The following is a 21,840-nucleotide window of genomic DNA, read 5'->3' on the forward strand; positions in this document are numbered from 1 at the left end:
CAGGACATCGTGGTCCAGCCGGCCAGGGCACTCCTGGCGGTGCACTCCTGGCGGTCGACGGTGGGCGGCCGGCGGCACGGCACGGTGCGGTGCGGCGTGCTCGTGGTGCGGCGTGCTAGTGCGAGGTTCCGCTTAGAAGGGTGGGTCCTCGTCATCCCCGGGTTGGGCTGGTGTGGGTCCTGGGGTGCGTGGCCCGCCGGGTGTGAGGTCGGTGGTGGTGCCGTCGCGTTCTCGTCGGTAGCGGTGGCCGGTGGGGGTGGTCCATTCGAAGATGCCGGGTTCGGGTTGGGTGAGGGTGAAGTCGCCGTGGGTTTTGATCAGGTGGTCGCGGGTGCACAACGCGCCGAGGTTGGCGTCGCTGGTGTGGCCGCCGTCGTTGTAAGCGGTGGTGTGGTCGAGTTGGGCCTCGCTGGCAGGGTGGGTGCAGCCGGGGCGCACGCAGGTACGGTCACGGGCGCGGATCCGGTCAGCCATGGCCGCGGGTGGTGTGTAGCGGGTGGTGCCGATATCGACCGGGGAACCGGTCAAGGGGTCGGTGACCAGGCGTCGCCAGATCCCACCGGCCGCCAGGGCGCGGGCGGTAGCCGGGTTGATCGGACCGTACCCCTCGATCACGGGTACCTGACCGATCGGGATCGGCGCCCCGGGATCGGTGGCACCCTCGAGCGTGCGTCCGGTGGCGTCCTCGGGTGGGCGTCCGGTGGTGTGCTCGGGCCGGTGGCTGGCGCTGCTACGGCCCTGGTGGCCGGTAGCACCCTCGAGAGGTTCGGGCAGGAGCTGTTCCAGGCTCATCGTGACGTGAACACTGGGCCGGTGCCCGTTACGGGTCGCGACCGGCCACCCTGCATTCGACCCGCTCTGCCCGCTCTGCTCGGTGGGTGGTGTGGGTGCGGTGGGTGTATCGAGGACACCGGTGTCGAGGGTGCTGATGGCGAGGGTGCTGGTGGCGAGGGTGCTGGTGGCGAGGGCGTGGTGGCCGAGGCTGGTCAGGGCGTCGAAGCGTAGTTGGTCCAGGGTGCGGGTATCCCCGCTGGCCTTCGCAGCTCGGGCGGCGCCGTCCAGGGCAAGGTCGAGGGCGAGCACGTCCCCAACGGGGCCTTCCACCCGCAGCGAGGCGACGCCGTCGGGGTGGGCACGGGGGCGAGTGACGCGCCGCTCGTGGCGGCGCCGCTGGGCACGCGCGTGAGCCTCGTCCGGGTCGACCGCGATCAACGCGGCTGCGACGTCGGCACGTAGCTGCGCCGGGGTGCGGCCCGGGGCACGCTCGATCACCTCGTCCTCGACCGCGATAGCGACCTGCCAGGGCACGTGCTCCACCCCGTCGGCGATCACGACTGCCCGGGCCTGATCGATCACCCCGGCCGCGAGCGCCTCCTCGGTCCGGGTCAGGTAGGTCGACAACTGGTGCCCACGCCGGACCAGGTCATGCCCCTGACGCTTGCTGCACCGCAACCGCAGTGCCAGGCAGTCACCGGCCACCCCAGCCGGGCCCGTGGTGTGCTCGGCCAGCACCTGTGGATTCATCGGCTCACGGCTGGTGAGTGTCGCTGCAGCCCGCAGCTGGATCTGCTGGGCACGGGATGCCACCCGTTGCGCGGCAGCGGCGACCTCCACCAGGCCTGCTTCGTCCAGCTGTTCCAGGTCCAGGCCCTCCAGATCGGCCAGCAACCCCGCGCTACCAGCCTGGGCATGTAACCGGTCCTGCCACGGGGTCTCGTGAGCAACCAGGGTCGCCAGCATGCCCGCCTCGATACCCGAGAGCTCAGCCTCGGACCGTCCCAGCTCGCGCAGCAGGCGTTCCCGGGTCTCCTGCGACCCGGGAACTTCCTCCCACCATGCGTCGAACATGTGTTTCACTCTAGGTGATGTGCCCACACCATGCAAGACCACTCACAGCGCACCAACGACAGCACGACGCCAACGGTCCCCACCGCCCTCAGCACGCCACCCGTGCCCACCCGCACACCCGATCTCAGCCATACCCGCACCCTCCCACCGGGGTCTGACATCGCTCGTGCTCACGGCGTCGAGCTGTGGAGGTGTGGGGCGGCGTGGGTTCGCGTGGACATGTGTCGTCGGGTCGCGACGTAGGCTGGAGAGGTGAAGCACTCCGAGTTTCAGGTCGCGATGCGGGACACCTTCGGTGCCTATGCCTCATCGCTCGCTGAGGATCTGGTCCTTGCGCCCCTGGGGAGCCGAACGGCCAACCAGGCACTGGCCGAGGGGGTCCAGCCCCGGGCGGTGTGGGCGGCCATCTGCGAGGTCAACGAGCTGCCGGAGTCCGTGCGGTGGCACCATCGTCGGGCTGAACACACCCGCTGAGGCCTGTTCCGGCCCTGGATAAGTGCTGGGCTCACGGGTGCCTGCGTGCCACGATCGGCCGGTGATGTCCGATCAGGTGACTATCCGAGGCGAGTGCGAGAAAGACACCGACGAGGTCTTCGAAGTGGTGCGAGCGGCGTTCACGGGCTGCGGCGGTGAGCCCGTGAACGCGGCTTGAGGCCGCACTGGCCGCCAGGATCGGCCATGCGCTCGCGGCAGAGACCGAGGGGGCACTCATCGGACAAGTGCGACTGACCGAGGCCTGGGTCGACGCCGCGACTGCGCTGGTGCCGGCCTGGGTGCTCAGCCCGCTCTCCGTGCTGCCTGAGCACCAAGGGAACGGGATCGGTTCCGCGTTGGTGCGTGCAGTTCTCGACCTTGCCGCCGACACGACCCGACCGCTGGTGTTCTTGGAGGGGCACCCGGACTTCTACCCGCGCTTCGGGTTCGGGCGTGCATCGGCTCTGGGCTTCCTCTCGCCGTCACTACGGATACCGGATTCGGAATTTCAGGTGGCGCGGCTACCTGGCCATGAACCATGGATGATAGGCACGCTCATCTACCCGGACACGTTCTGGCAGTACGACAGCGTGGGCCTGCGCTGAACCAGCCGTACTACCTGGGTGACGTCACCGACTGCCTGCGGACTATCGGGGGAGCGTCGAGCCGCTCGCTCCGGCATGAGTGATTCGATGCGGACGCCGGACGTGCGTGAAGACCGGCGGCGATGGCCCCTCCTGCCATCGCCGCCGGCGATATGGAGCCGACGCGAGAGATGGCTCGCACGGCACGTGTGGCTACTCGCTCTCCGCAGGCGAGGAATCCTCGGGTGAAGAGTCGTCCGAGGACGGATCCTCGGACGAGGTCTCATCTGAGCGCGACTCCCCGGATGCCTCCGGCTCAGCCGTGTCGGCATCGGCCGACTCTTCGGGATCGGCCGACCCATCAGGATCGGCAACGGTCTCGGGCAGTGGGAACAGTGACGGCGCCGGCCACCGAGGTTCTCGTACCGCCTCAGGGTCCCAGGTCCAGCCGCCGTCCGGCTCGGGGATCAGGTCTGCGGGAGAGATAGTGGGGTAGGGGAATGCGTTGAGCGGAGCGGCACCCTCCAGCGCCGCGAGCGGCACACCCGATCCCGGAATGCCGACGCCATCGCTCTCCCACATCATCCAGTCACCGCCCTCAGGCTGCAGGATGAGTGGGTTGCCGTCCTGGTCGACAATCTGCGCCCCTTCGATGGGCTGGCCATCGGGGCCGTAGACGAAGAGGTTGCCGGCGCGCGCGCCGTCAACGAAGACTCCATCTGTTGGAGTTCCGTCCACGATGGTCGTGGGGCTTCCGTCCGCATGGCCTTGCCGATAGGCGTTATCTACGGCGCGAGAGGCCGCATTGTTTGCAAGGACCAGGATGGGCAGCGCGAGGGTGACAGCGAGCGCGCTTGCTGCGACCCCCAGTGCTCGCCTGCGGCGCGTGTCGTCGATGGCGCCCCGGCCCCACTGAACGCTCAGGATGACGAGAACGACCAGCACGAGAAGGACAAGGGGGCGATCTGGAAGCGGGCGGAAGTTCTCCCCTACGAAGATGCCGAAAACTTGATAGAGGACCCAGGCTCGAAAGATCCACCAGATCGGCCGAAGGTCGCGCACGACGGGTGCAACCGCCGTCAGCACCCTGTGCCGAGCAACGAAAGCGGACCACCGCTCGGCGATGCCGCGCCCGGTCTCGGAAAGTACGTGCCGGAGTGTGCGACGACCTGATGTGCCGCCGACCGCAGGTGCGATCCCCGCGGCGTCGCGCATCTCGGCGGCGTAGTCCCCGGGGTCGCCGAAGCGCCGCGCGAGGTCGGTGAGCGTGAGCCGGTCGAGCTCGTCCTGCGGCAGCCGGTCTGCGAGGGAATCGTTCAGATCCGCCTCGAGGCCACCGGTGAGTTCGTCGAGCGTCTCAGGCTGGAGATCGTTCAGATGGTGCCGGACGGCGCCGGCGTAGGCGGCGACGGCGTGCGCGGCGCCGGTGGTTGTGTCGGTGGTGGTGGACATCAGGACGCCTCCGCCAGGTCGAGCAGTTCGGTCATGGTGCGTTCGAACTCTCGCCACTGCTTGGCTTGGAGCTCGAGCGAGGCCCGCCCTTGGGCCGTGATCCCGTAGTACTTGCGGTGCGGCCCCTCCTCCGAGGGGACCACGTAGCTGGTGAGGGCACCAGCGGCGTAGAGCCGGCGGAGCGTGCCGTAGACGGAGGCGTCGCCGACGTCAGTGAGTCCGCTGGCCCGCAGGCGTCGCAGGACGTCGTAGCCGTAGCCGTCTTCGCGAGAGACGACGGCAAGGACTGCGACATCGAGCACCCCCCGGAGTAGTTGAGTCGTGTCCATCCCTTCCCCTTTCGCGGTGGTACCCATGACGCCCGGGTGGGCCGGTACGTACCACGCACACTACCGCGGTTCACGTAGTACCGCACGTAGCGCAGATGGCGTGTCGACCATCCGGGCGAGGGGGATCTCCGGCGTGTCGGATGCGCCGTCCCATGATCGAACAGCCGTTCGTATACTCTTGTTCACAGACGCATGGACGATGGTGCGCCGTCCACAACCAGTGGCCGGCCGGTATCGGATGTCAGTGGTCGGACATAGCCTGCGTCCAGGTAGCCGTCCGGAGAGGGCGGGCCCTGACGAGACCAGTCCTAGCCGTAGACGAGGCGGGTTGCCCCGCCACCAGAGACACAAGAAGGTGAAGAGATGGCTGCACCAGTCGCAGACCGCACTAAGGCTCTTGAAGCCGCCCTCGGACAGATCGACCGTGCCTTCGGTAAGGGCTCGGTGATGCGCCTCGGCGATGACTCACGTCCGCCGGTCGAGGTGATCCCCACCGGCTCGATCGCGCTCGACGTCGCCCTCGGTGTCGGCGGGCTGCCGCGCGGGCGGATCATCGAGATCTATGGCCCGGAGTCCTCCGGTAAGACGACCGTGGCCCTGCACGCGGTGGCGAACGCGCAGAAGAACGGCGGGATCGCTGCCTTCATCGATGCTGAGCACGCACTTGACCCCGAGTACGCCAAGAAGCTCGGCGTGGACACTGACGCGCTGCTCGTCTCCCAGCCGGATACGGGAGAGCAGGCGCTGGAGATCATGGACATGCTGATCCGCTCCGGTGCGCTGGACATCGTCGTGATCGACTCCGTCGCGGCGCTCGTGCCGAAGGCGGAGATCGAGGGCGAGATGGGCGACAGTCACGTCGGCCTGCAGGCCCGGCTGATGTCGCAGGCCCTGCGCAAGATCACCGGTGCGTTGAGCGCCTCCGGCACCACGGCGATCTTCATCAATCAGCTCCGAGAGAAGATCGGCGTCTTCTTCGGATCGCCGGAAACCACCACCGGCGGTAAGGCGCTCAAGTTCTACTCCTCGGTGCGCATCGACGTGCGCCGGATCGAGACCCTCAAGGAGGGCACCGACTCGGTCGGCAACCGTACCCGCGCCAAGGTCGTGAAGAACAAGATGGCGCCGCCGTTCAAGCAGGCTGAGTTCGACATCATCTATGGCGTGGGGATCTCCCGCGAGGGCAGCCTCATCGACCTCGGTGTGGAGCACGGCATCGTTCGCAAGTCCGGCGCCTGGTACACCTACGAGGGCGATCAGCTCGGGCAGGGCAAGGAGAACTCTCGCCGCTTCCTCAAGGACAACCCCGAGCTCGCAGTCGAGATCGAGCAGAAGATCAAGACCAAGCTCGGGATCGGGGTCAAGCTGGAGGCCGTCACGGAAGACGCAGACGCAGCTGAGGCCGTCGACTTCTGATCGAGGCACATGCTGACCGCATCAGGTCGCCGTCGGGATTCTGGTCGTGAACCCCGACGGCGGCCGGCGCCCTTCCCGGTTGTCCCGGTCGCGTGGGGTGTGGCAGTACGTAGGTCCGTCGTAGCAGCGTGGTCTGCGAGTTGAACCAGGGGAGTGGTCCCGAAGTGAGAGCCGCCCGACGGCGTCCGGTGCGCGGGCAGGAACCGCCCGACCAAGGCGCCGCCGCCCAGGATGCAGAACCGGATCCCGAGGGTGTGGCGCGCACGATCGCGCTGCGCAAGTTGAACGCCGCACCTCAGTCGCGTGCGCAGCTGGCTGAGGCGATGGCAGCCAAGGACGTCCCCGACGCCGTCGCCGAGAAAGTGCTCGACCGCTTCACCGAGGTGGGCCTGATCGATGACGCAGCCTACGCCGAGATGCTGGTTCGCAGCCGCCACGGGGACCGCGGACTCGCCCGGCGGGCTCTCGCCCAGGAGCTCGAGCGCAAGGGCATCGACCGTGAGACTGCCCAGACGGCGCTGGAAGCGATCCAGCCCGAGGACGAGCGCGATCGCGCTCGCGAACTGGTGCGGCGGAAGGCTCGCAGCACCGCCGGACTCGACCCGCAGAAGCGTCGGCGCCGGCTGGTCAGCATGCTGGCTCGGAAGGGGTATGGGCCTGGCGTTGCACTCGGGGTTGTGGACGAGGTGCTATGCCGTGACGATGAGCAATTCGGCGCACACCCGTTCCCGGAGACGCCCTGAACGACGATCCGCTGCCGCGTCGACGGTGCACGTCCGTCCTGACTGCTGCTGTTGCGAGCCGATGTAGCCGTGCGTAGCCATGTGTGTACGTGGCGCGCCTCGTTGGTGTTAGTTTCCTCCGGTCTCGTCCCGCGTGTCCGCGGTACCGGCCAAGCCGGTCGTGATCCCGACCCGAGGTGCTGGCTTCCCGGAGTCACTAGAGCGGCCTCCGAACCGTCGAGCCAGCCGGCCCGCCGCCCACGAGAGCAGGAAATTGATCACGATGAACAGCACCGCCGCCACGGCCATGGCCTGCAGGATGGGGAACGGTGCGTCCGAACCGACCAGGCGCGCAGATCGCAGCAGTTCGGGATAGGTAATGATGTAGCCGAGCGCTGTGTCCTTGAGAATCACCACGAACTGGCTGATCAGCGAGGGCAACATGGCGATGAGCGCCTGGGGGAGCTCGACCGATCGCAATGATTGGCCTCGCGTCATCCCGATGGCGAGCGACGCCTCTCGCTGCCCCTTCGGCAGTCCATGGACGCCCGAACGCACGAGTTCGGCGATGACTGAGCCGTTGTAGAGAGTCAAACCCGCAACAACCCCGAACAGGGGTGCGTCCTCTGGCGGGATGTTCAATAGGAGAGCCGCGGAGAACCAGCCTGCGATCATCATGATGAGCACCGGCACGGCACGGAAGAACTCCACGACGAGTCCGCAGAATCCCCGGATTACGGAGTTGGACGCCAGTCGGCCCACACCGAAGAGGAGCCCGAACACCATAGCCAGCACGATCGCGTACGCTGCGGCTGTCAGGGTGTTCTGCAGCCCAGGGAGGAAGTAGAACTGCCACGTCTCCGGGTCGACCATCACTGCCCACTTGGCGGGGTCGAATTGCCCCTTCGAGCCCATCTGAACCAGGGCCCAGGCGAGCACACCGAGCACGATGACCGTGCCCACGACGTTGCCGATGGCAATGTTCCGGCGGCCTTTCGGCCCTGGGGTGTCGAAGAGAACTGCCTGGGCGCTCATCGGGAGACCGCCAATCGTCGAGAGAGATAGGTCGTCAGCACGCCGACCGGCACGACGATGATCACGAACCCGACTGCGATGGTCAGGAAGATGGGAACCACGAAGTTGGCGTCGTTCTCGACCATCTCGCGCATGAGCACCGAGATCTCCGGAACCGAGGCTGCCGCTGCGACCGTGCTGTTCTTGATCAACGCAATCAACGTGTTCCCGAGCGGTGCGATCGCCCCGCGGAAGGCTTGTGGAAGGATCACCAGGCGTGCGGCGGGAAGAAATGCCAGGCCTATCGCCCGGGCTGCTTCCGCCTGTCCGACCGGCACGGTGTTCACTCCGGAGCGAATCGACTCACACACGAACGACGCGTGATACACGGCCAGCGCGATCACGGCCAGCCGAAAGAAGTTTGTGGCGAAGTCGTCTGCCAAAGTGAGGCCCAGTTGCGGCCAGAGCACCAGGATCATCGATGCCATGATGATGGTCAACGGCATGTTCCGGACGACATTGACATAGGTCGTGCCGGCCCAGCGCAGCGACGTCACCGGTGAGATGCGCATCATCGCCAGTGTCGTCCCAAGCACCAGGGCAAGGACCGCCGCGAACGCGGTGAGCTTCAGATTCACCCAGTACGCACCGGCGATGTCATAGCCGCTCAACGTGTCGAGAAACTCACTCACGAGCACCACCTCTCCTCTTGACCGGGCCGCGTGCTGTGCGCGGCAGAACAGGACCGGGGGTGGGGCCTGTCGTAGGTCCCACCCCCGGCTCACTCACGTCAGGATGCGCAGCCGCGCATCTCCGGTGGGTTCAGGTCGGCGTTCGGCGTGTAGCCGGTGCCATCGGTGTTCGCCGTCACCGCTGCCTCCCAGGCACCATCGTCGATCATGGCCTGAATGGCGGTGTTGATGTCCTCACAGAGGTCCGAGCCCTCGGGGAGCCCGACGCCGTAGTTCTCCTCCGAGAATGGCGCGCCGACGACCTGAAGGCTTCCGCTGCCCTCAGCAGCCGCCAGTCCCGCCAGGATGATGTCGTCGGTTGTCACGGCATCGACCTGGCCTCCGGTGAGGAACTGGATGCACTCGGAGTACCCCGGCTGCTCGATGAGGTTCGCGCCGGCCGCGTACTCGTCCTTGACGCGCTGGGCCGAGGTGGAGCCCGAGACAGAGCACAGGTTCAGGTCGTCCAACGCTTCCGGGCCGGTGATGGTCCCAGCGTCTTCGGACCGGATCAGCAGATCCTGCCCCGCGACGAAGTAGGGGCCGGCGAAGTCGACGGCTTCGTCCCGCTCATCGGTGATCGAGTACGTGGCGAAGATCATGTCCACCTGGCCGTTCTGCAGCATCGTCTCGCGTTGGGCTGACGGCGCCTCGACGAATTCGATCTGATCGGCACTGTAGCCGAGCTGCTCGGTGACGTAGAGGGCGACATCGACGTCGAAGCCCGTGTAGTCGCCACCGTCTTGAAAGCCCAGGCCCGGCTGGTCGAACTTGATGCCGATCCTCAGGGTCTCCATGTCACCGGAGTCGCCACCCTCGTCGCCTGAGTCCTCGCCGTCGTCGGTCATCTCCTCACCGGCCTCGGTGTCGGTCTCCTCTGCGCCGGGCTCGGCTGTGCTACAGGCGGCGAGCGTCAATGCCCCTACGGCGGCGAATGCCGCCAGCGCTACGCGCGTGCTCTTCATCATGTCTCCTTCTGGTTGTGCGAGTTCTGCTCGGTCGAATAGTCCGGCGGGTCTGTTTAGTGGGAGAGGATCTTCCCGAGGAAGTCCTGGGCACGATGGCTCTGTGGATCGGTGAAGAACTTCTCGGGTTCGGCCTCCTCGACGATCTGGCCGTCCGCCATGAACACCACGCGGTCGGCAGCCTTGCGGGCGAAGCCCATCTCATGCGTGACGACCACCATCGTCATGCCTTCCTTGGCGAGGGCGACCATGGTGTCGAGCACCTCGTTCACCATCTCCGGGTCGAGCGCCGAAGTCGGCTCGTCGAACAGGAGCACCTTCGGCTGCATCGCCAGTGCCCGGGCGATCGCCACCCGCTGCTGCTGACCGCCGGAGAGCTGCGCCGGGAGCTTGTCGGCCTGGTTGGCCACCCCCACGCGCTCCAGCAACTCCATCGCCCGCTGTTTCGCCGCAGCCGTCTTCATCCGCTTGACCTTGATCGGCCCGAGCGTCACGTTCTCCAGGATCGTCTTGTGCGCGAACAGGTTGAATGCCTGGAACACCATTCCCACGTCCGCCCGCAGGCGCGCCAGTGCCTTCCCCTCAGCGGGCAGCGGCTGTCCGTCGAGGGTGATCGTGCCCGAGTCGATCGGTTCCAGCCGGTTGATCGCCCGGCACAGGGTCGACTTTCCGGAGCCGGACGGCCCGATCACCACCACCACCTCGCCGCGATGCACGGTCAGGTTGATGTCCTGCAGCACGTGCAGTTCCCCGAAGTGTTTGTTGACGTCGGAGAGCACCACGAGCGGTTCGCCGGAGTGGCTCGGCACGCGTTCGCCGTCGGGTGTGACGGAGTTCACGAAACTGTCAGTCATAGACGCAACCTAACCCGTAAGTGTGACGCGGGCGAGGCACATCGGTCACAGAACGGAAACGATCCGCGCGGCGGCGGTCAGCCTCGGCTGGGTTCCGGTCCGCTTCGTCTCGCTGCTGCGGGTAGCCGCGAACTCCTGAGGGCGAACCCGTAGAATCAGTACGCGTGAGTACCCTCGACCGCCCCCGCACCTACCTGGTGCGCACGCTCGGCTGCCAGATGAATGTGCACGACTCCGAGCGCATGGCCGGGCTGCTTGAGGATTCGGGTTACACCCCGGCGACCACGCGCGGCGCCGGTTCGCTGATGGCGGAGGCGGAAGGCGCCGACGTCGTCGTCATCAACACCTGCGCCGTCCGTGAGAACGCCTCCGACCGCCTGTACGGCAACCTGGGCCAGCTGGCGAGCCTGAAGAAGACCAACCCCGACCTGCAGATCGCCGTCGGTGGATGCCTCGCTCAGCAGGACCAAGGGGGCATCGTCGATCGCGCTCCGTGGGTGGACGTCGTCTTCGGGACCCACAACATCGACGTGCTGCCCGCCATGCTCGAACGTGCCCGGCACAATCAGACGGCGCAGGTCGAGCTGGAGGAGTCGCTGAAGACGTTTCCCTCCACCTTGCCCACCAAACGGGAGAGTTCGTACGCCGCCTGGGTGTCGATCTCCGTCGGCTGCAACAACACCTGCACCTTCTGCATCGTGCCGCACCTGCGGGGTAAGGAACGCGACCGCCGGCCCGGGGAGGTGCTCGCCGAAGTCGAGGCGGTCGTGGCACAGGGTGCCATCGAGGTCACCCTGCTGGGCCAGAACGTCAATTCCTACGGGGTGGGTTTCGGCGATCGGGGGGCGTTCGCCAAGTTGCTGCGAGCCACCGGCCGGATCGAGGGGCTGGAGCGGGTGCGGTTCACGTCTCCGCACCCTGCTGCGTTCACCGAGGATGTGATCGATGCCATGGCCGAGACGCCCTCGGTCATGCCGCAGTTGCACATGCCGCTGCAGTCCGGCTCGGACCGGGTGCTGCGTGCGATGCGCCGCTCTTACCGCAGTGCGAAATTCCTCGGCATCCTCGACCGGGTCCGCGAGCAGATCCCGCACGCCGCGATCACCACTGACATCATCGTCGGCTTCCCCGGGGAGACTGAGGAGGACTTCCAGGCCACGCTCGACGTCGTCGAGGCATCCCGTTTCTCCAGCGCTTTCACCTTCCAGTACTCCCCGCGCCCGGGTACCCCCGCCGCCGACCTGCCCGATCAGGTTCCCCCGGATGTCGTGGCCGAGCGGTACGCCCGCCTGGCAGCCCTGCAGGAACGCATCTCCGAGGAGGAGAACGCGGCCCAGATCGGCCGCACGCTCGACGTGCTCATCGCCGAGAGCGAGGGCCGTAAGGACTCCGCCACACAGCGCCTGAGCGGCCGAGCCGAAGACAACCGGCTTGTGCATGTCGGTCTCCCCGAGCACATGGCCAACCTCCCCGAGATGGAGCGGCCGCGCCCCGGCGACATGGTCACCGCCACCATCACCCGCTCCGCGCCTCACCACCTGATCGCCGACTCCGGGCTGGCCGGGGGCACCTTCGAGGTTCGCCGCACCCGCGCCGGGGATGCGTGGCAGGCGCGGAAGGAAGGCGGGCACTCCCACGCCGCGCCCGGAACCCCCGACGGCGGAGCGCCGGCCGGCGGGCCCGTCACCCTGGGTATGCCCTCGCTGCGGCCCACCCAGTAGCGCCGTCGAACCGAACCTCCTGGGCTCGCCATGGCTGATCTTTCCCCACCGCTGACCCGCGGGGTCCTGCCGGACTCGGCCCGTCGCCCTGGCGTGCACGTCACGCGCTATGCCGCCGCCGACGACGTCACGGACCTGGTCCGGCACGTCTGGGTGCCGCGGTGGGCGCTGCCACCGGGGGAGCGGGTGCGGCAGGAGATCCTGCAGTACCCCGGGGGAAACGTGGCCGTCCTGGCCGACGAGGCAGCCTTCTACGGCGTGGACGCAGGCCTTGGCACCCGCGAACTCACCGGCACCGGCTGGGCGGTCGGGGTGCTGTTGCGCCCAGCCGCAGCCTTCCTGATCCTGCGCCGGCCGCTGAACGAGATCGCCGACGCGACCGTCACCGACCTCCCGGGCGAGTTCGCCACCCTCTGCGCCCGGGTGCGTGCGCACATGAGCCGCCCGACGCCGGAGGAGACCTCCGCAGCCCGGCATCTGCAGGAGTGGGTGCGGCAGGTGTGCGGGCCGGTCGATGACGAGGGGATTCTGGCGAACGCGATTGTCGACACCGTGGACCCACCAGATGACCCCGTGCCCGGTGGTCACAGGTTCGAGGTGCACACCGTCCGGGAGCTGGCGGACGCCGTCGGGATCTCCGAACGGCACCTGCAGCGCGTTTGCCGCATCCGCATCGGCCTGACCCCGAAGTGGCTGCTGCAGCGCCGCCGCCTGCAGGAGGCGGCGGATCAGCTCTCCGGCGGGCAGGAGGAGCACGTCGAGCTGGCCGCCTTGGCCATCGAGCTCGGCTACGGCGATCAGGCGCACTTCACCCGGGACTTCACGCGCGTGGTCGGTCGACCACCCGGACGGTTCCGCGCGGACGTGGCGGATTCCGACAAGACCTGACACGCCGTTGCCAGGGATCGTGGCAACTATGACGCATGTGAATCCCATCCCCGCCGGCTACACCTCCCTCACTCCGTTCATCGTCGTTTCCGACGGTGCCGGAGCGATCTCCTTCTACACCTCCGTCTTCGGTGCCGAGCTGGTCTCGCGCACGGACGCTCCCGACGGGAGCGTCGCGCACGCCGAGCTTGACTTTGGTCACGGGCGCCTGCAGCTCGGCGATGCCAATCCCGCGTTCGGGCTGGTGGCGCCGGGGACAGCCGACACAGCCGACACAGCCGACACGGCCGACACTGTGACCCACTCGATCTGCCTGTACTGCCCCAACGTGGACGACATCGTGGACAGGGCCGTGGCTGCGGGTGCCACCCTGCGCGAGCCGGTGAGCACGTTCGTGACCGGGGACCGGTATGGCTCGGTGCTGGACCCATTCGGCCAGCGGTGGGCGATCATGACGCGCGTCGAGGACGTCTCCGACGAGGAAGCACAGCGCCGGGTGGCCGAATGGATGGCAACGCAGGGGTGAGGAGCACTCGGGTCCCCGTGCCCGGTATCGGTAGGCTCGTGCCCCATGGTCGAACGCGTATATCCCCCGGTGATCGCCGTGATCGGGCCCACCGCCACCGGCAAGTCGGATCTCGCGCTCGATCTCGCCGAGTGGCTTGGCGGCACATCCGGGGCAGAGATCGTGAACGCCGACGCGATGCAGCTCTACCGCGGGATGGATATCGGTACCGCCAAACTGGGTCCGCACGAGCGCCGCGGTATCACTCACCACCAGCTCGACGTGCTGGAGGTGACCGAGGAGGCCAGTGTCGCCCGCTACCAACAGCAGGCACGGGCCGATGTGGCAGCCATCCATGGACGCGGCCGGGCAGCGATCGTGGTGGGCGGATCCGGGCTCTACGTGCGAGCGCTGCTGGATCGGATCGAGTTCCCCGGCACCGATCCGGCCGTCCGCGCCGCCTGGGAGCGTCGCGCAGCTGAGGAGGGCCCTGGGGTGCTGCACGGCGAGCTCACCCGGCAGGACCCGGAGGCCGGACGCAGGATCGACCGCGCCAACACCCGCCGCATCGTGCGCGCCCTGGAGGTCATCGAGATCACCGGCCGCCCATTCTCGGCGAACCTGCCCGATCACACCTACGAGATCCCCGCCGTCCAGATCGGCATCGACCTGCCCACCGGCGAGCTCGACCGGCGCATCGATACCCGCGCCCGGCGGATGTTCGCCGAGGGGCTCGCGGCCGAGACCGAGCTGCTGCTCGCCGAGGGGCTCGAGGACGGCCGCACCGCCTCCCGTGCCGTCGGCTATGCCCAGGCGATCGCGTGGATCCGGGGGGAGTGCGACGAGGCCGAGGCGATCGAAAGCACGGCGCTGACCACCCGGCAGCTCGCCCGCCGGCAGCGCAAGTGGTTCCGCCGTGACCCACGGGTGACCTGGCTCACCCCAGGGGACGATCTGCTGGACCGGGCACGTACGCTGATCGGGTGAACGCAGCGGATCTGCCCACTTTCGTCAAGGGCCACGGTACGGGCAACGACTTCCTCCTCTACGCCGATCCCGACGGCGTGGCGGAGCTGACCGCCGAGACCATCGCCGCCGTGGCCGACCGGCACACCGGCTTCGGCGCCGATGGTGTCATCCGCGCCGTGCGCACCAGCGCCCCCGGCGTCCCGGCGGGAGTGGTGGGCGCCGACAGTGTTGACAGTGAGTGGTTCATGGACTACCGCAACGCCGACGGCTCCGTCGCGGAGATGTGCGGCAACGGCATCCGCGTGTTCACCGCCTTCCTGCGCCACGAGAACCTGCTCGACCTGCCCGACGGCGGATCCACCGCGATCGCGACCCGTGCGGGCGTGCTGCAGGTTCGGCGAGAAGGTGAGGAATACGCCGTCGACATGGGGGTCTGGTCGGCCCCCGGCGGACCGGATGCACTCGCCGAGGGTTTCGACGTCAGTGTGGTGGTCCCGGGCCTGACCGAGCAACGCCCTGGCCTTCGGCTCGACCTGCCCAACCCTCACACGGTCGTGGCGGTGGAATCGGCGGACGAGCTCGACGAACTGGACCTGCACCGGGCGCCGGGCGTGGACCCCTCGCCCGAGCACGGCACGAATGTGGAGTTCGTCCTCCCGCTGGGGGAGCAGGAGGTCGACGAGGTGGATCGTGACGGTCAGGTGACCGGCACGGTCACCATGGGCGTGGTCCGGATGCGGGTGCACGAACGTGGCGTAGGGGAGACGCTTTCGTGTGGCACCGGCGCCTGCGCTGCGGCGCTCGCGGTGCGCACCTGGTTCGGGGACGGCGCACCTGATGAGTGGCAGGTACAGGTTCCTGGTGGCACGCTGCGAGTGCGAGCCTTGGCAGAGCAGCATGTCGAGCTCGCCGGGCCGGCGCAGCTGGTGGGCCGCGTCACGCCGCTGTAGTCGATCCCGGGAGCAGTCTGGCGCGCAGGTACACAGACGTGCGCGGGCTCAGGCGCCCTGCACCTGCAGCACCCGGAATCCCTTGGAGCTGGCGACCCGTTCGACCGGCAGCCCCAGCTCGGCACCGATCCACCGCTGCAGCGAGTCCGAGCCGAGGTTCTTGGCCACCACCAGGTGCGCCAGCGCTCCCGGCCGCAACCGGGGCAGCCAGGTGCGTAGCAGCTGGTGGAGGGCCGGCTTTCCGATCCGGATCGGTGGATTCGACCACAACGCATCCAGCCGAAGGTCGGGCTCGACCGCCAGCAGCTCCTCCGGCCGCCAGGCCTCGATGTGGTGGCCGGCCCCGTTGAGTCGGGTGAGCTCCAGGGCCCGGTCGTTGACGTCGACGGCGAGCACGCGGGCGGCCGGGCTGGCCCGGGCCAGCGCGAGCGCGATCGGTCCCCAGCCGCATCCCAGGTCCAGCAGTGTCCCCGACGGCGGAGGGTCGCCGACCGTCTCCAGCAGCACCGTGGTACCGGGGTCGAGCCGGTCGGCCGAGAACACGCCGGAGTCCACCTGTACCTGCACCTGGGTGCCTCGGAGCGTGATGGTGAGTGTGCGCCGTCGGCCCGGGCCCTCGGGTGAGGTGAAGTAGTGGCTGTTCACGAGCGTCCACCCTACCCATCGGCCCGCGGCTGGGTGGCGTGCGTGTGCTCTGGGTGAAATCCCTTGGATCAGGCGGCAGCAGGTGGGATCGTAGAGCATCACATTGCCGCTCGAGAGGACACCATGACCGCACCTTCCGCCCGTACGACGCCGCACCCGGACGCCTCCACCGAGGACCGCGCGCAGGATGTCGTCGCCCGGATCCTGGCGAGGGCGGGAACGGCCATCCAGGCCTCCGGCGATCAGCACAGCGCCCACGACGGTGACCAGCTCGACCTCGACGAGCGTGCTGCGCTGCGACGTGTTGCCGGGCTCTCCACCGAACTCGAGGACGTCACCGAGGTCGAGTACCGGCAACTGCGTCTGGAGCGGGTCGTGCTCGTGGGCCTGTGGACGCGCGGGAGCGCCGAGAATGCGGAAGTCTCGCTCCGGGAGTTGGCAGCACTGGCCGAGACCGCCGGTTCGGAGGTCCTCGACGGTCTGCTGCAGCGCCGCTCCGCGCCCGATCCCGGGACCTACATCGGCTCCGGTAAGGCAGCCGAACTGGCCGACGTGGTCAAGAGTACGGGTGCCGATACCGTGATCGTCGACTCCGAGCTCGCGCCTTCGCAGCGCCGCGCACTCGAGGACGTGATCAAGGTCAAGGTGATCGACCGGACGGCTCTGATCCTCGACATCTTCGCCCAGCACGCCAAGTCCCGCGAAGGTAAAGCGCAGGTGGAGCTCGCCCAGCTCGAGTACCTGCTGCCCCGCCTGCGTGGCTGGGGTGAGTCGATGTCACGGCAAGCCGGTGGCCGGGCTGCCGGTGGTGAGGGCATCGGCTCGCGCGGACCCGGTGAGACCAAGATCGAGCTGGACCGGCGTCGCATCCGGACCCGGATGGCGAAGCTGCGACGGCAGATCGCGGGGATGGCACCAGGGCGAGCCGCACGCCGCAGTTCGCGCCGCACCGGCGCGGTGCCGTCGGTGGCGATCGCCGGGTACACCAACGCCGGGAAGTCGTCGCTGCTGAACCGGCTCACAGGGGCCGGAGTGCTGGTGCAGAACGCGCTCTTCGCGACCCTGGACCCCACGGTCCGTCGCGCCGAGACTGCCGACGGACGCCTCTACACGCTGGCCGATACGGTCGGATTCGTCCGCAATCTGCCGACGCAGCTGGTCGAGGCATTCCGTTCCACCCTGGAGGAGGTGGGGGAGTCCGACGTCATCCTGCACGTCGTGGACGCCTCTCACCCCGGTCCGGAGGGGCAGCTCACCGCAGTCCGGGACGTGCTCCGCGACATCGAGGGCGTCAAGGACATCCCCGAGATCATCGCCCTGAACAAGGCCGATCTCGCCGAACCGGAGACCCTCGCGCGCTTGCGCACCCGCGAGCCCGGTGCCATCGCTGTCTCAGCCAAGACCGGCGCGGGAGTGGCCGAGCTGCAGGCGAAGATCGCCGAACTGCTTCCTCGCCCGGCCGCGGAGGTCGACCTCGTGGTGCCCTACTCCCGAGGTGACTTGCTCCACCGCGCCCACACCGCGGGCGAAGTGATCTCCACCGAGCACCTCGCCGAGGGAACACGCCTCGTTGCCCGTGTGGACCAGGCGCTGGCGGTCGAGCTCGATGCGGCCGCCCGCGCCGCCTCCTGAGGCGTTTCCATACCTCGGCCCGTCGTTGTCGGCGGACCGCGGCGGTCCACGCTACCGTCGTCTGGTGCCCGCTGACGCTCGTCCCACCACCACGGCCGATAGGCCGACCGGCACCGCCGACGAGCACCCGATCGATCCGGTGCTCGATGCGGTCGTGGCGGCGATGGGCGGCGCCCGCCGGGAGGGCCAGCACGCCATGGCCCGGGCCGTGGCGGACACGCTCGACGACGGCAGCCACCTGCTCGTGCAGGCCGGAACCGGGACGGGGAAGTCGCTCGCGTACCTGGTCCCCACCCTCATGCACGCCGTCACGTCTGGTCAGCGCGCGATCGTCTCCACCGCCACCCTGGCGCTGCAGCGCCAGGTCATCGGGCACGACCTCCCCCTGGTGGCCGACGCGCTCGCCGACCGTCTGCCGCGGCAACCCGAGGTCGCCCTGCTCAAGGGATGGCACAACTACGTGTGCAAGCACAAGCTTGCCGGCGGCTACCCGGACGACGACGAAGGTGCGCTCTTCTCCGCGAGCGAGGCTGCGCCGTCGGCGGCCGAGGAGCACCCGGGAGAGGAGGCCGCAGAGGACAGCCTGGGCGGCCAGGTGGTGCGGCTGCGTGAGTGGGCGACCGAGACCGAGACCGGCGACCGGGACGACCTCGTCCCCGGAGTGAGTGAGCGAGCCTGGCGTCAGGTCTCGATCACCTCGATGGAGTGCCTGGGACAGAAGTGCCCATTGCTGGAGGAGTGCTTCCCTGAGCGGGCTCGTGCAGCCGCGCGGGAAGCCGATCTGGTCGTGACCAATCACGCCATGCTCGGAATCGCCGCCTCCGGATCCCCCAAGGTGCTGCCCGAGCACGAGATCCTCCTCGTGGATGAGGCACACGAACTCTCCGACCGGGTGACCGCTCAGGCCACGGTTGAGCTCTCGGCCGCGGTCGTCGAACGCACCGCCCGGACTGCCCGGCGTCATGGCGGGGTGGCTCTGCCGGAGATGGACGCTGCCGCGGCCGAGCTGCGCACACTGCTGATGCAGGTACCCGAAGGCAGACTGCAGACGGGCCTGCCCACCGAGCTGACCGCCGTCGTTCGTTCCATCGCCGACGCCGCACGTGAGGGCATGGCGACCATGAAGGGGGAGGGCAAGGGCGACGCGGCCGGCGGGATGAGCATGGCCAAGAGCGCACTGCTGGTGCTCTTCGAGGTTGCTGACCGATTGCTCTCGGACCGGGTGGCCGACAAGGTCGACGTGCTCTGGTGCGAGCGTGGGCGGCGCCCAGGTGAAGGATCGCGACTCATGGTCGCCCCGCTGAATGTGGCCGGTCCTATCGCCGGGGAACTCCTGTCGGGCCGGTCCGCCGTCCTCACCTCAGCCACGCTGAGCCTCGGCGGAAGCTTCGATGCCACCGGCGGTGCACTCGGACTGGCGCCCGGCACCTATCGCGGTGAAGTGGTCGAGTCTCCCTTCGACTACGGCAAGCAGGGCATTCTCTATATTGCCAAGCACCTGCCGCCGCCGGGCCGCGACGGCACGGACGAGAAGGTGCTGGACGAGATCGCGGAGCTGATCACGGCCGCAGGAGGCGGCACGCTCGGGCTGTTCTCGTCCCGCCGCGGCGCCCAGCTCGCCGCCGAGGCCATGCGCGAGCGGCTCGACACTCCCGTACTGCTGCAGGGCGATGACGTGCTGCCGACCCTGGTGCGGGAGTTCGCTGCCGATCCGGCAGCCTCGTTGTTCGGCACCCTGTCGCTGTGGCAGGGCGTGGACGTCCCGGGTTCGTCCAACCGTCTCGTCCTCATCGATCGCATTCCCTTCCCTCGCCCGGACGATCCGGTCAAGGCCGCGCGCACTGAGGTTGTGGCAGCAGGTGGTGGTAACGGGTTCATGGCGGTCTCGGCCACGCACGCCGCACTGCTCCTCGCGCAGGGGGCAGGACGATTGATCCGGTCAACGAGCGACAGGGGTGTCGTGGCCGTGCTCGACCCTCGACTTCGGACCGCGCGATACGGCAGCTTCCTGGCGGCGAGCCTGCCGCCCCTGTGGCCGACCACCGATCCTGCGGTGGTGCGAGCCGCGCTTCGCCGGCTCGCGGCGTCGTAACGGTCGAGATGTCGTGACGGTAGTGATCCGCGGCTGCCGCTGCAACGGCGTCACTCGCTATTCTCACGGTGTGGAGGTGCGCAGATGAACAACGCAACCGCGTCGGCAGGCACCGGGTTGAGCACGATCGCCGTCGTCGGGGCCGGGTCGGTCGGCGCCACATACGCTTACGCGGCCCTGATCAATGGTGTGGCGCGCCGGGTGGTGCTCTACGACGTCAACGGCGCCAAGGTCCGTGCGGAGGCGCTTGATCTGGCCCATGGGATCGAGTACATGCCCATGGGCAGTGTCGATGGCTCTGACGAGGTCGGCATCTGCGCAGGAGCGGATCTGGTCGTGGTGACCGCTGGGGCGAAGCAACGACCGGGGCAGAGCCGGATGGAGCTTGCCGAACGGACCGTGGGGCTGATGCGGACGTTGCTGCCGGATCTGGTCGAGGTCGCCCCGGATGCCATCTATCTCATGGTCACCAACCCCGTGGACGTCGTGACCTATGCCGCCCAGCAGATCTCCGGACTGCCGGCTCGGCGGGTGCTCGGCTCCGGGACCGTGCTGGACTCGTCTAGGCTGCGCTATCTGGTTGCCGGTGCGTGTGGTGTCGCCGTGCGCAACGTCCATGCCTATGTGCTCGGCGAGCACGGGGACTCAGAGGTGCCGATCTGGAGCTCGGCGACGATCGGGGGAGTGCCGGTGCGGGAGTTCAGCGAACTCGGCGCAACGGTGCGCGATGGGATTGCGCGTGAGGTCGTCGAGTCGGCATACCGGATCATCGAGGGCAAGGGCGCGACGAACTATGCCATCGGGCTGGCGGCGACGAGGATCAGCCAAGCCATTCTCCGAGGTGAGGGTGCCGTGCTCCCGGTCTCGAGCAGGCTCCGGGACTACCGCGGAATCTCTGACGTGTGCCTGTCCGTACCGTCGGTCGTCGATCGTACGGGCGTCGCCCGCCAGCTGGAGATCCCGCTGGACGCGGCCGAGGTGGCGGCGTTGCAAGCAAGCGCTGCCTCTGTGCGTGCCACTGCCCGGCGATGCGGATTCTGATGGGTCCTGATCTGCCCAGGTCATGTCCGGTCGGAGCGGCCTGGGGCAGATCAGAGTGACATCTGTCGGCTCAGAGAGCTGTGTCGGCTCAGAGAGAACGGAGCACGCTCACCACACGACCGAGGATCTCGGCGTCGGTGCCGTCGATCGGGTGGTAGGCCTCGTTCGCGGGTAGCAGCCACAGAGCGTCCGGAGTACGCTTCAGCGTCTTCACGGTGGCCTCCCCATCGATCATTGCTGCGACGATCTCACCGTTCTCGGCTACCTTCTGTTGTCGGACGACCACCCAGTCGCCGTCGCAGATGGCGGCATCGATCATCGAGTCGCCGACCACCTTCAGCAGGAATAGTTCTCCCTCGCCCACGAGTTGCCGAGGAAGCGGGAAGACGTCCTCGACGGCCTGCTCGGCCAGGATCGGGCCACCCGCGGCGATCCGCCCGACGACCGGGACGTAGGTGGCGCGCACGCCGGACTCCTCGCCGTCGTGCATGGCGAAGGTGGCTGGATCCGCACTGACCTCCTGAGCATCGTCAGGGTGAATGATCTCGATGGCCCGCGTGGAGACGGGGTCGCGTCGTAGATACCCCTTCTTCTCCAGCAGATGGAGCTGGTACTTCACCGACGACGGGCTCGCCAGGCCGACGGCCTGGCCGATCTCGCGCATCGTGGGTGGGTACCCCTTCTTCTCCAGGCTGATGCGGATCGAGTCCATGATCTTCCGCTGACGCGGGCTGAGCCCGTCCGGTCCGGGACGGTCCTTCGGGTCGGCTGGCTTCGCGGGGCTCACGGCTTCCTCCAAGGTGCCTCGGGCGTCGACGGTGGCGTCGATGTCAGTGGTCGGTGGTGTGCTCTGCATGTGTCGGTATTCACCCTACGGCGAGCACCGACACTTCGGAAACATCTGTTCGATTGGCGTGTCGACAACTCTCGCACATGCGTGCTACTGTCGCAACAGATGTTCGACGAACGAGTGTTCGAGTCGCTAGATGTGAACACTCGCCGAGAGCA

At 68.1% G+C, this 21,840-nt stretch carries 21 protein-coding genes; 12 read left to right on the forward strand and 9 right to left on the reverse strand.

Annotation, left to right across the window (positions count from 1 at the left end; all coding sequences use genetic code 11):
• Positions 1 to 132: 132 nt before the first annotated feature.
• A complete protein-coding gene (locus IM660_RS07705; RefSeq protein ID WP_193498756.1) occupies positions 133 to 1,848 on the reverse strand; it encodes an HNH endonuclease signature motif containing protein in 1,716 nt (571 codons plus the stop codon).
• A gap of 252 nt (positions 1,849 to 2,100) precedes the next feature.
• On the opposite strand from IM660_RS07705, the gene IM660_RS07710 reads away from it, so the two are divergent.
• Together IM660_RS07710 and IM660_RS07715 are read left to right on the forward strand one after the other, a co-directional pair.
• A complete protein-coding gene (locus IM660_RS07710; protein ID WP_193498757.1) occupies positions 2,101 to 2,322 on the forward strand; it encodes a DUF3046 domain-containing protein in 222 nt (73 codons plus the stop codon).
• Positions 2,323 to 2,519: 197 nt separating this feature from the next.
• Positions 2,520 to 2,927, forward strand: a complete 408-nt coding sequence (locus tag IM660_RS07715) for a GNAT family N-acetyltransferase (protein ID WP_425503882.1) — start codon at positions 2,520 to 2,522, stop codon at positions 2,925 to 2,927.
• Between the two features lie 192 nt (positions 2,928 to 3,119).
• On the opposite strand, the gene IM660_RS07720 is transcribed toward IM660_RS07715, so the two are convergent.
• Together IM660_RS07720 and IM660_RS07725 are read right to left on the reverse strand one after the other, a co-directional pair.
• Positions 3,120 to 4,358: a hypothetical protein gene (locus IM660_RS07720; protein WP_193498758.1), complete on the reverse strand. Its 1,239-nt coding sequence runs from the start codon at positions 4,356 to 4,358 to the stop codon at positions 3,120 to 3,122.
• Positions 4,358 to 4,687, reverse strand: a complete 330-nt coding sequence (locus tag IM660_RS07725) for a PadR family transcriptional regulator (RefSeq protein ID WP_193498759.1) — start codon at positions 4,685 to 4,687, stop codon at positions 4,358 to 4,360. Before IM660_RS07725 ends, IM660_RS07720 begins: the two co-directional genes overlap by 1 nt.
• Before the next feature lie 363 nt (positions 4,688 to 5,050).
• Here IM660_RS07725 and recA point away from each other — a divergent pair, with 363 nt between their 5' ends.
• Positions 5,051 to 6,103, forward strand: coding sequence for a recombinase RecA (gene recA / locus IM660_RS07730; RefSeq protein WP_193498760.1), 1,053 nt, complete (start codon positions 5,051 to 5,053; stop codon positions 6,101 to 6,103).
• A 164-nt stretch (positions 6,104 to 6,267) separates the two neighbouring features.
• Positions 6,268 to 6,846 carry a regulatory protein RecX gene (locus tag IM660_RS07735; protein ID WP_246465203.1) on the forward strand — a complete coding sequence of 193 codons (579 nt, stop codon included), beginning with the start codon at positions 6,268 to 6,270 and terminating at the stop codon, positions 6,844 to 6,846.
• Between the two features lie 108 nt (positions 6,847 to 6,954).
• Here IM660_RS07735 and IM660_RS07740 read toward each other — a convergent pair whose 3' ends face one another.
• The 4 genes from IM660_RS07740 to IM660_RS07755 all read right to left on the reverse strand — a co-directional run bounded on the left by IM660_RS07740 (position 6,955) and on the right by IM660_RS07755 (position 10,389).
• Positions 6,955 to 7,860 (reverse strand): amino acid ABC transporter permease, encoded by a 906-nt coding sequence (locus tag IM660_RS07740; protein WP_193498761.1) that lies wholly within the window; start codon positions 7,858 to 7,860, stop codon positions 6,955 to 6,957.
• Positions 7,857 to 8,531: an amino acid ABC transporter permease gene (locus tag IM660_RS07745; protein WP_193498762.1), complete on the reverse strand. Its 675-nt coding sequence runs from the start codon at positions 8,529 to 8,531 to the stop codon at positions 7,857 to 7,859. The genes IM660_RS07740 and IM660_RS07745 overlap by 4 nt, the downstream gene beginning before the upstream one ends.
• A gap of 98 nt (positions 8,532 to 8,629) precedes the next feature.
• Positions 8,630 to 9,535, reverse strand: a complete 906-nt coding sequence (locus IM660_RS07750) for a glutamate ABC transporter substrate-binding protein (RefSeq protein ID WP_193498763.1) — start codon at positions 9,533 to 9,535, stop codon at positions 8,630 to 8,632.
• A 56-nt stretch (positions 9,536 to 9,591) separates the two neighbouring features.
• On the reverse strand, positions 9,592 to 10,389 hold the full coding sequence (locus IM660_RS07755; protein ID WP_193498764.1) for an amino acid ABC transporter ATP-binding protein: 798 nt from the start codon (positions 10,387 to 10,389) through the stop codon (positions 9,592 to 9,594).
• A gap of 164 nt (positions 10,390 to 10,553) precedes the next feature.
• On the opposite strand from IM660_RS07755, the gene miaB reads away from it, so the two are divergent.
• The 5 genes from miaB to IM660_RS07780 are packed head-to-tail and all read left to right on the forward strand — an operon-like array spanning position 10,554 to position 15,422.
• Positions 10,554 to 12,110, forward strand: a complete 1,557-nt coding sequence (gene miaB / locus IM660_RS07760) for a tRNA (N6-isopentenyl adenosine(37)-C2)-methylthiotransferase MiaB (RefSeq protein ID WP_281389318.1) — start codon at positions 10,554 to 10,556, stop codon at positions 12,108 to 12,110.
• Positions 12,111 to 12,140: 30 nt separating this feature from the next.
• Positions 12,141 to 12,998 (forward strand): helix-turn-helix domain-containing protein, encoded by an 858-nt coding sequence (locus IM660_RS07765; RefSeq protein ID WP_193498765.1) that lies wholly within the window; start codon positions 12,141 to 12,143, stop codon positions 12,996 to 12,998.
• 28 nt (positions 12,999 to 13,026) lie between these two features.
• On the forward strand, positions 13,027 to 13,524 hold the full coding sequence (locus IM660_RS07770) for a VOC family protein (RefSeq protein WP_193498766.1): 498 nt from the start codon (positions 13,027 to 13,029) through the stop codon (positions 13,522 to 13,524).
• 45 nt (positions 13,525 to 13,569) lie between these two features.
• Positions 13,570 to 14,490 (forward strand): tRNA (adenosine(37)-N6)-dimethylallyltransferase MiaA, encoded by a 921-nt coding sequence (miaA, locus tag IM660_RS07775; RefSeq protein ID WP_193498767.1) that lies wholly within the window; start codon positions 13,570 to 13,572, stop codon positions 14,488 to 14,490.
• Positions 14,487 to 15,422: a diaminopimelate epimerase gene (locus IM660_RS07780; protein ID WP_193498768.1), complete on the forward strand. Its 936-nt coding sequence runs from the start codon at positions 14,487 to 14,489 to the stop codon at positions 15,420 to 15,422. Before miaA ends, IM660_RS07780 begins: the two co-directional genes overlap by 4 nt.
• Positions 15,423 to 15,470: 48 nt before the next feature.
• Here the strand turns inward: IM660_RS07780 and IM660_RS07785 are convergent, their stop codons facing one another.
• A complete protein-coding gene (locus IM660_RS07785; protein ID WP_246465204.1) occupies positions 15,471 to 16,067 on the reverse strand; it encodes a class I SAM-dependent methyltransferase in 597 nt (198 codons plus the stop codon).
• 123 nt (positions 16,068 to 16,190) lie between these two features.
• Here IM660_RS07785 and hflX point away from each other — a divergent pair, with 123 nt between their 5' ends.
• The 3 genes from hflX to IM660_RS07800 all read left to right on the forward strand — a co-directional run bounded on the left by hflX (position 16,191) and on the right by IM660_RS07800 (position 20,832).
• Positions 16,191 to 17,699: a GTPase HflX gene (gene hflX / locus IM660_RS07790; protein WP_193498769.1), complete on the forward strand. Its 1,509-nt coding sequence runs from the start codon at positions 16,191 to 16,193 to the stop codon at positions 17,697 to 17,699.
• 163 nt (positions 17,700 to 17,862) lie between these two features.
• Positions 17,863 to 19,791 carry an ATP-dependent DNA helicase gene (locus tag IM660_RS07795; RefSeq protein WP_210769135.1) on the forward strand — a complete coding sequence of 643 codons (1,929 nt, stop codon included), beginning with the start codon at positions 17,863 to 17,865 and terminating at the stop codon, positions 19,789 to 19,791.
• Between the two features lie 84 nt (positions 19,792 to 19,875).
• A complete protein-coding gene (locus IM660_RS07800; protein WP_193498771.1) occupies positions 19,876 to 20,832 on the forward strand; it encodes an L-lactate dehydrogenase in 957 nt (318 codons plus the stop codon).
• An 88-nt stretch (positions 20,833 to 20,920) separates the two neighbouring features.
• On the opposite strand, the gene lexA is transcribed toward IM660_RS07800, so the two are convergent.
• Entirely contained in the window at positions 20,921 to 21,688 is a 768-nt protein-coding gene (lexA, locus tag IM660_RS07805) for a transcriptional repressor LexA (protein WP_193498772.1), read from the reverse strand.
• Positions 21,689 to 21,840 lie beyond the last annotated feature (152 nt).

Origin of the sequence: Ruania alkalisoli (assembly GCF_014960965.1) — a bacterium.
GTDB classification, from domain to species: domain Bacteria; phylum Actinomycetota; class Actinomycetes; order Actinomycetales; family Beutenbergiaceae; genus Ruania; species Ruania alkalisoli.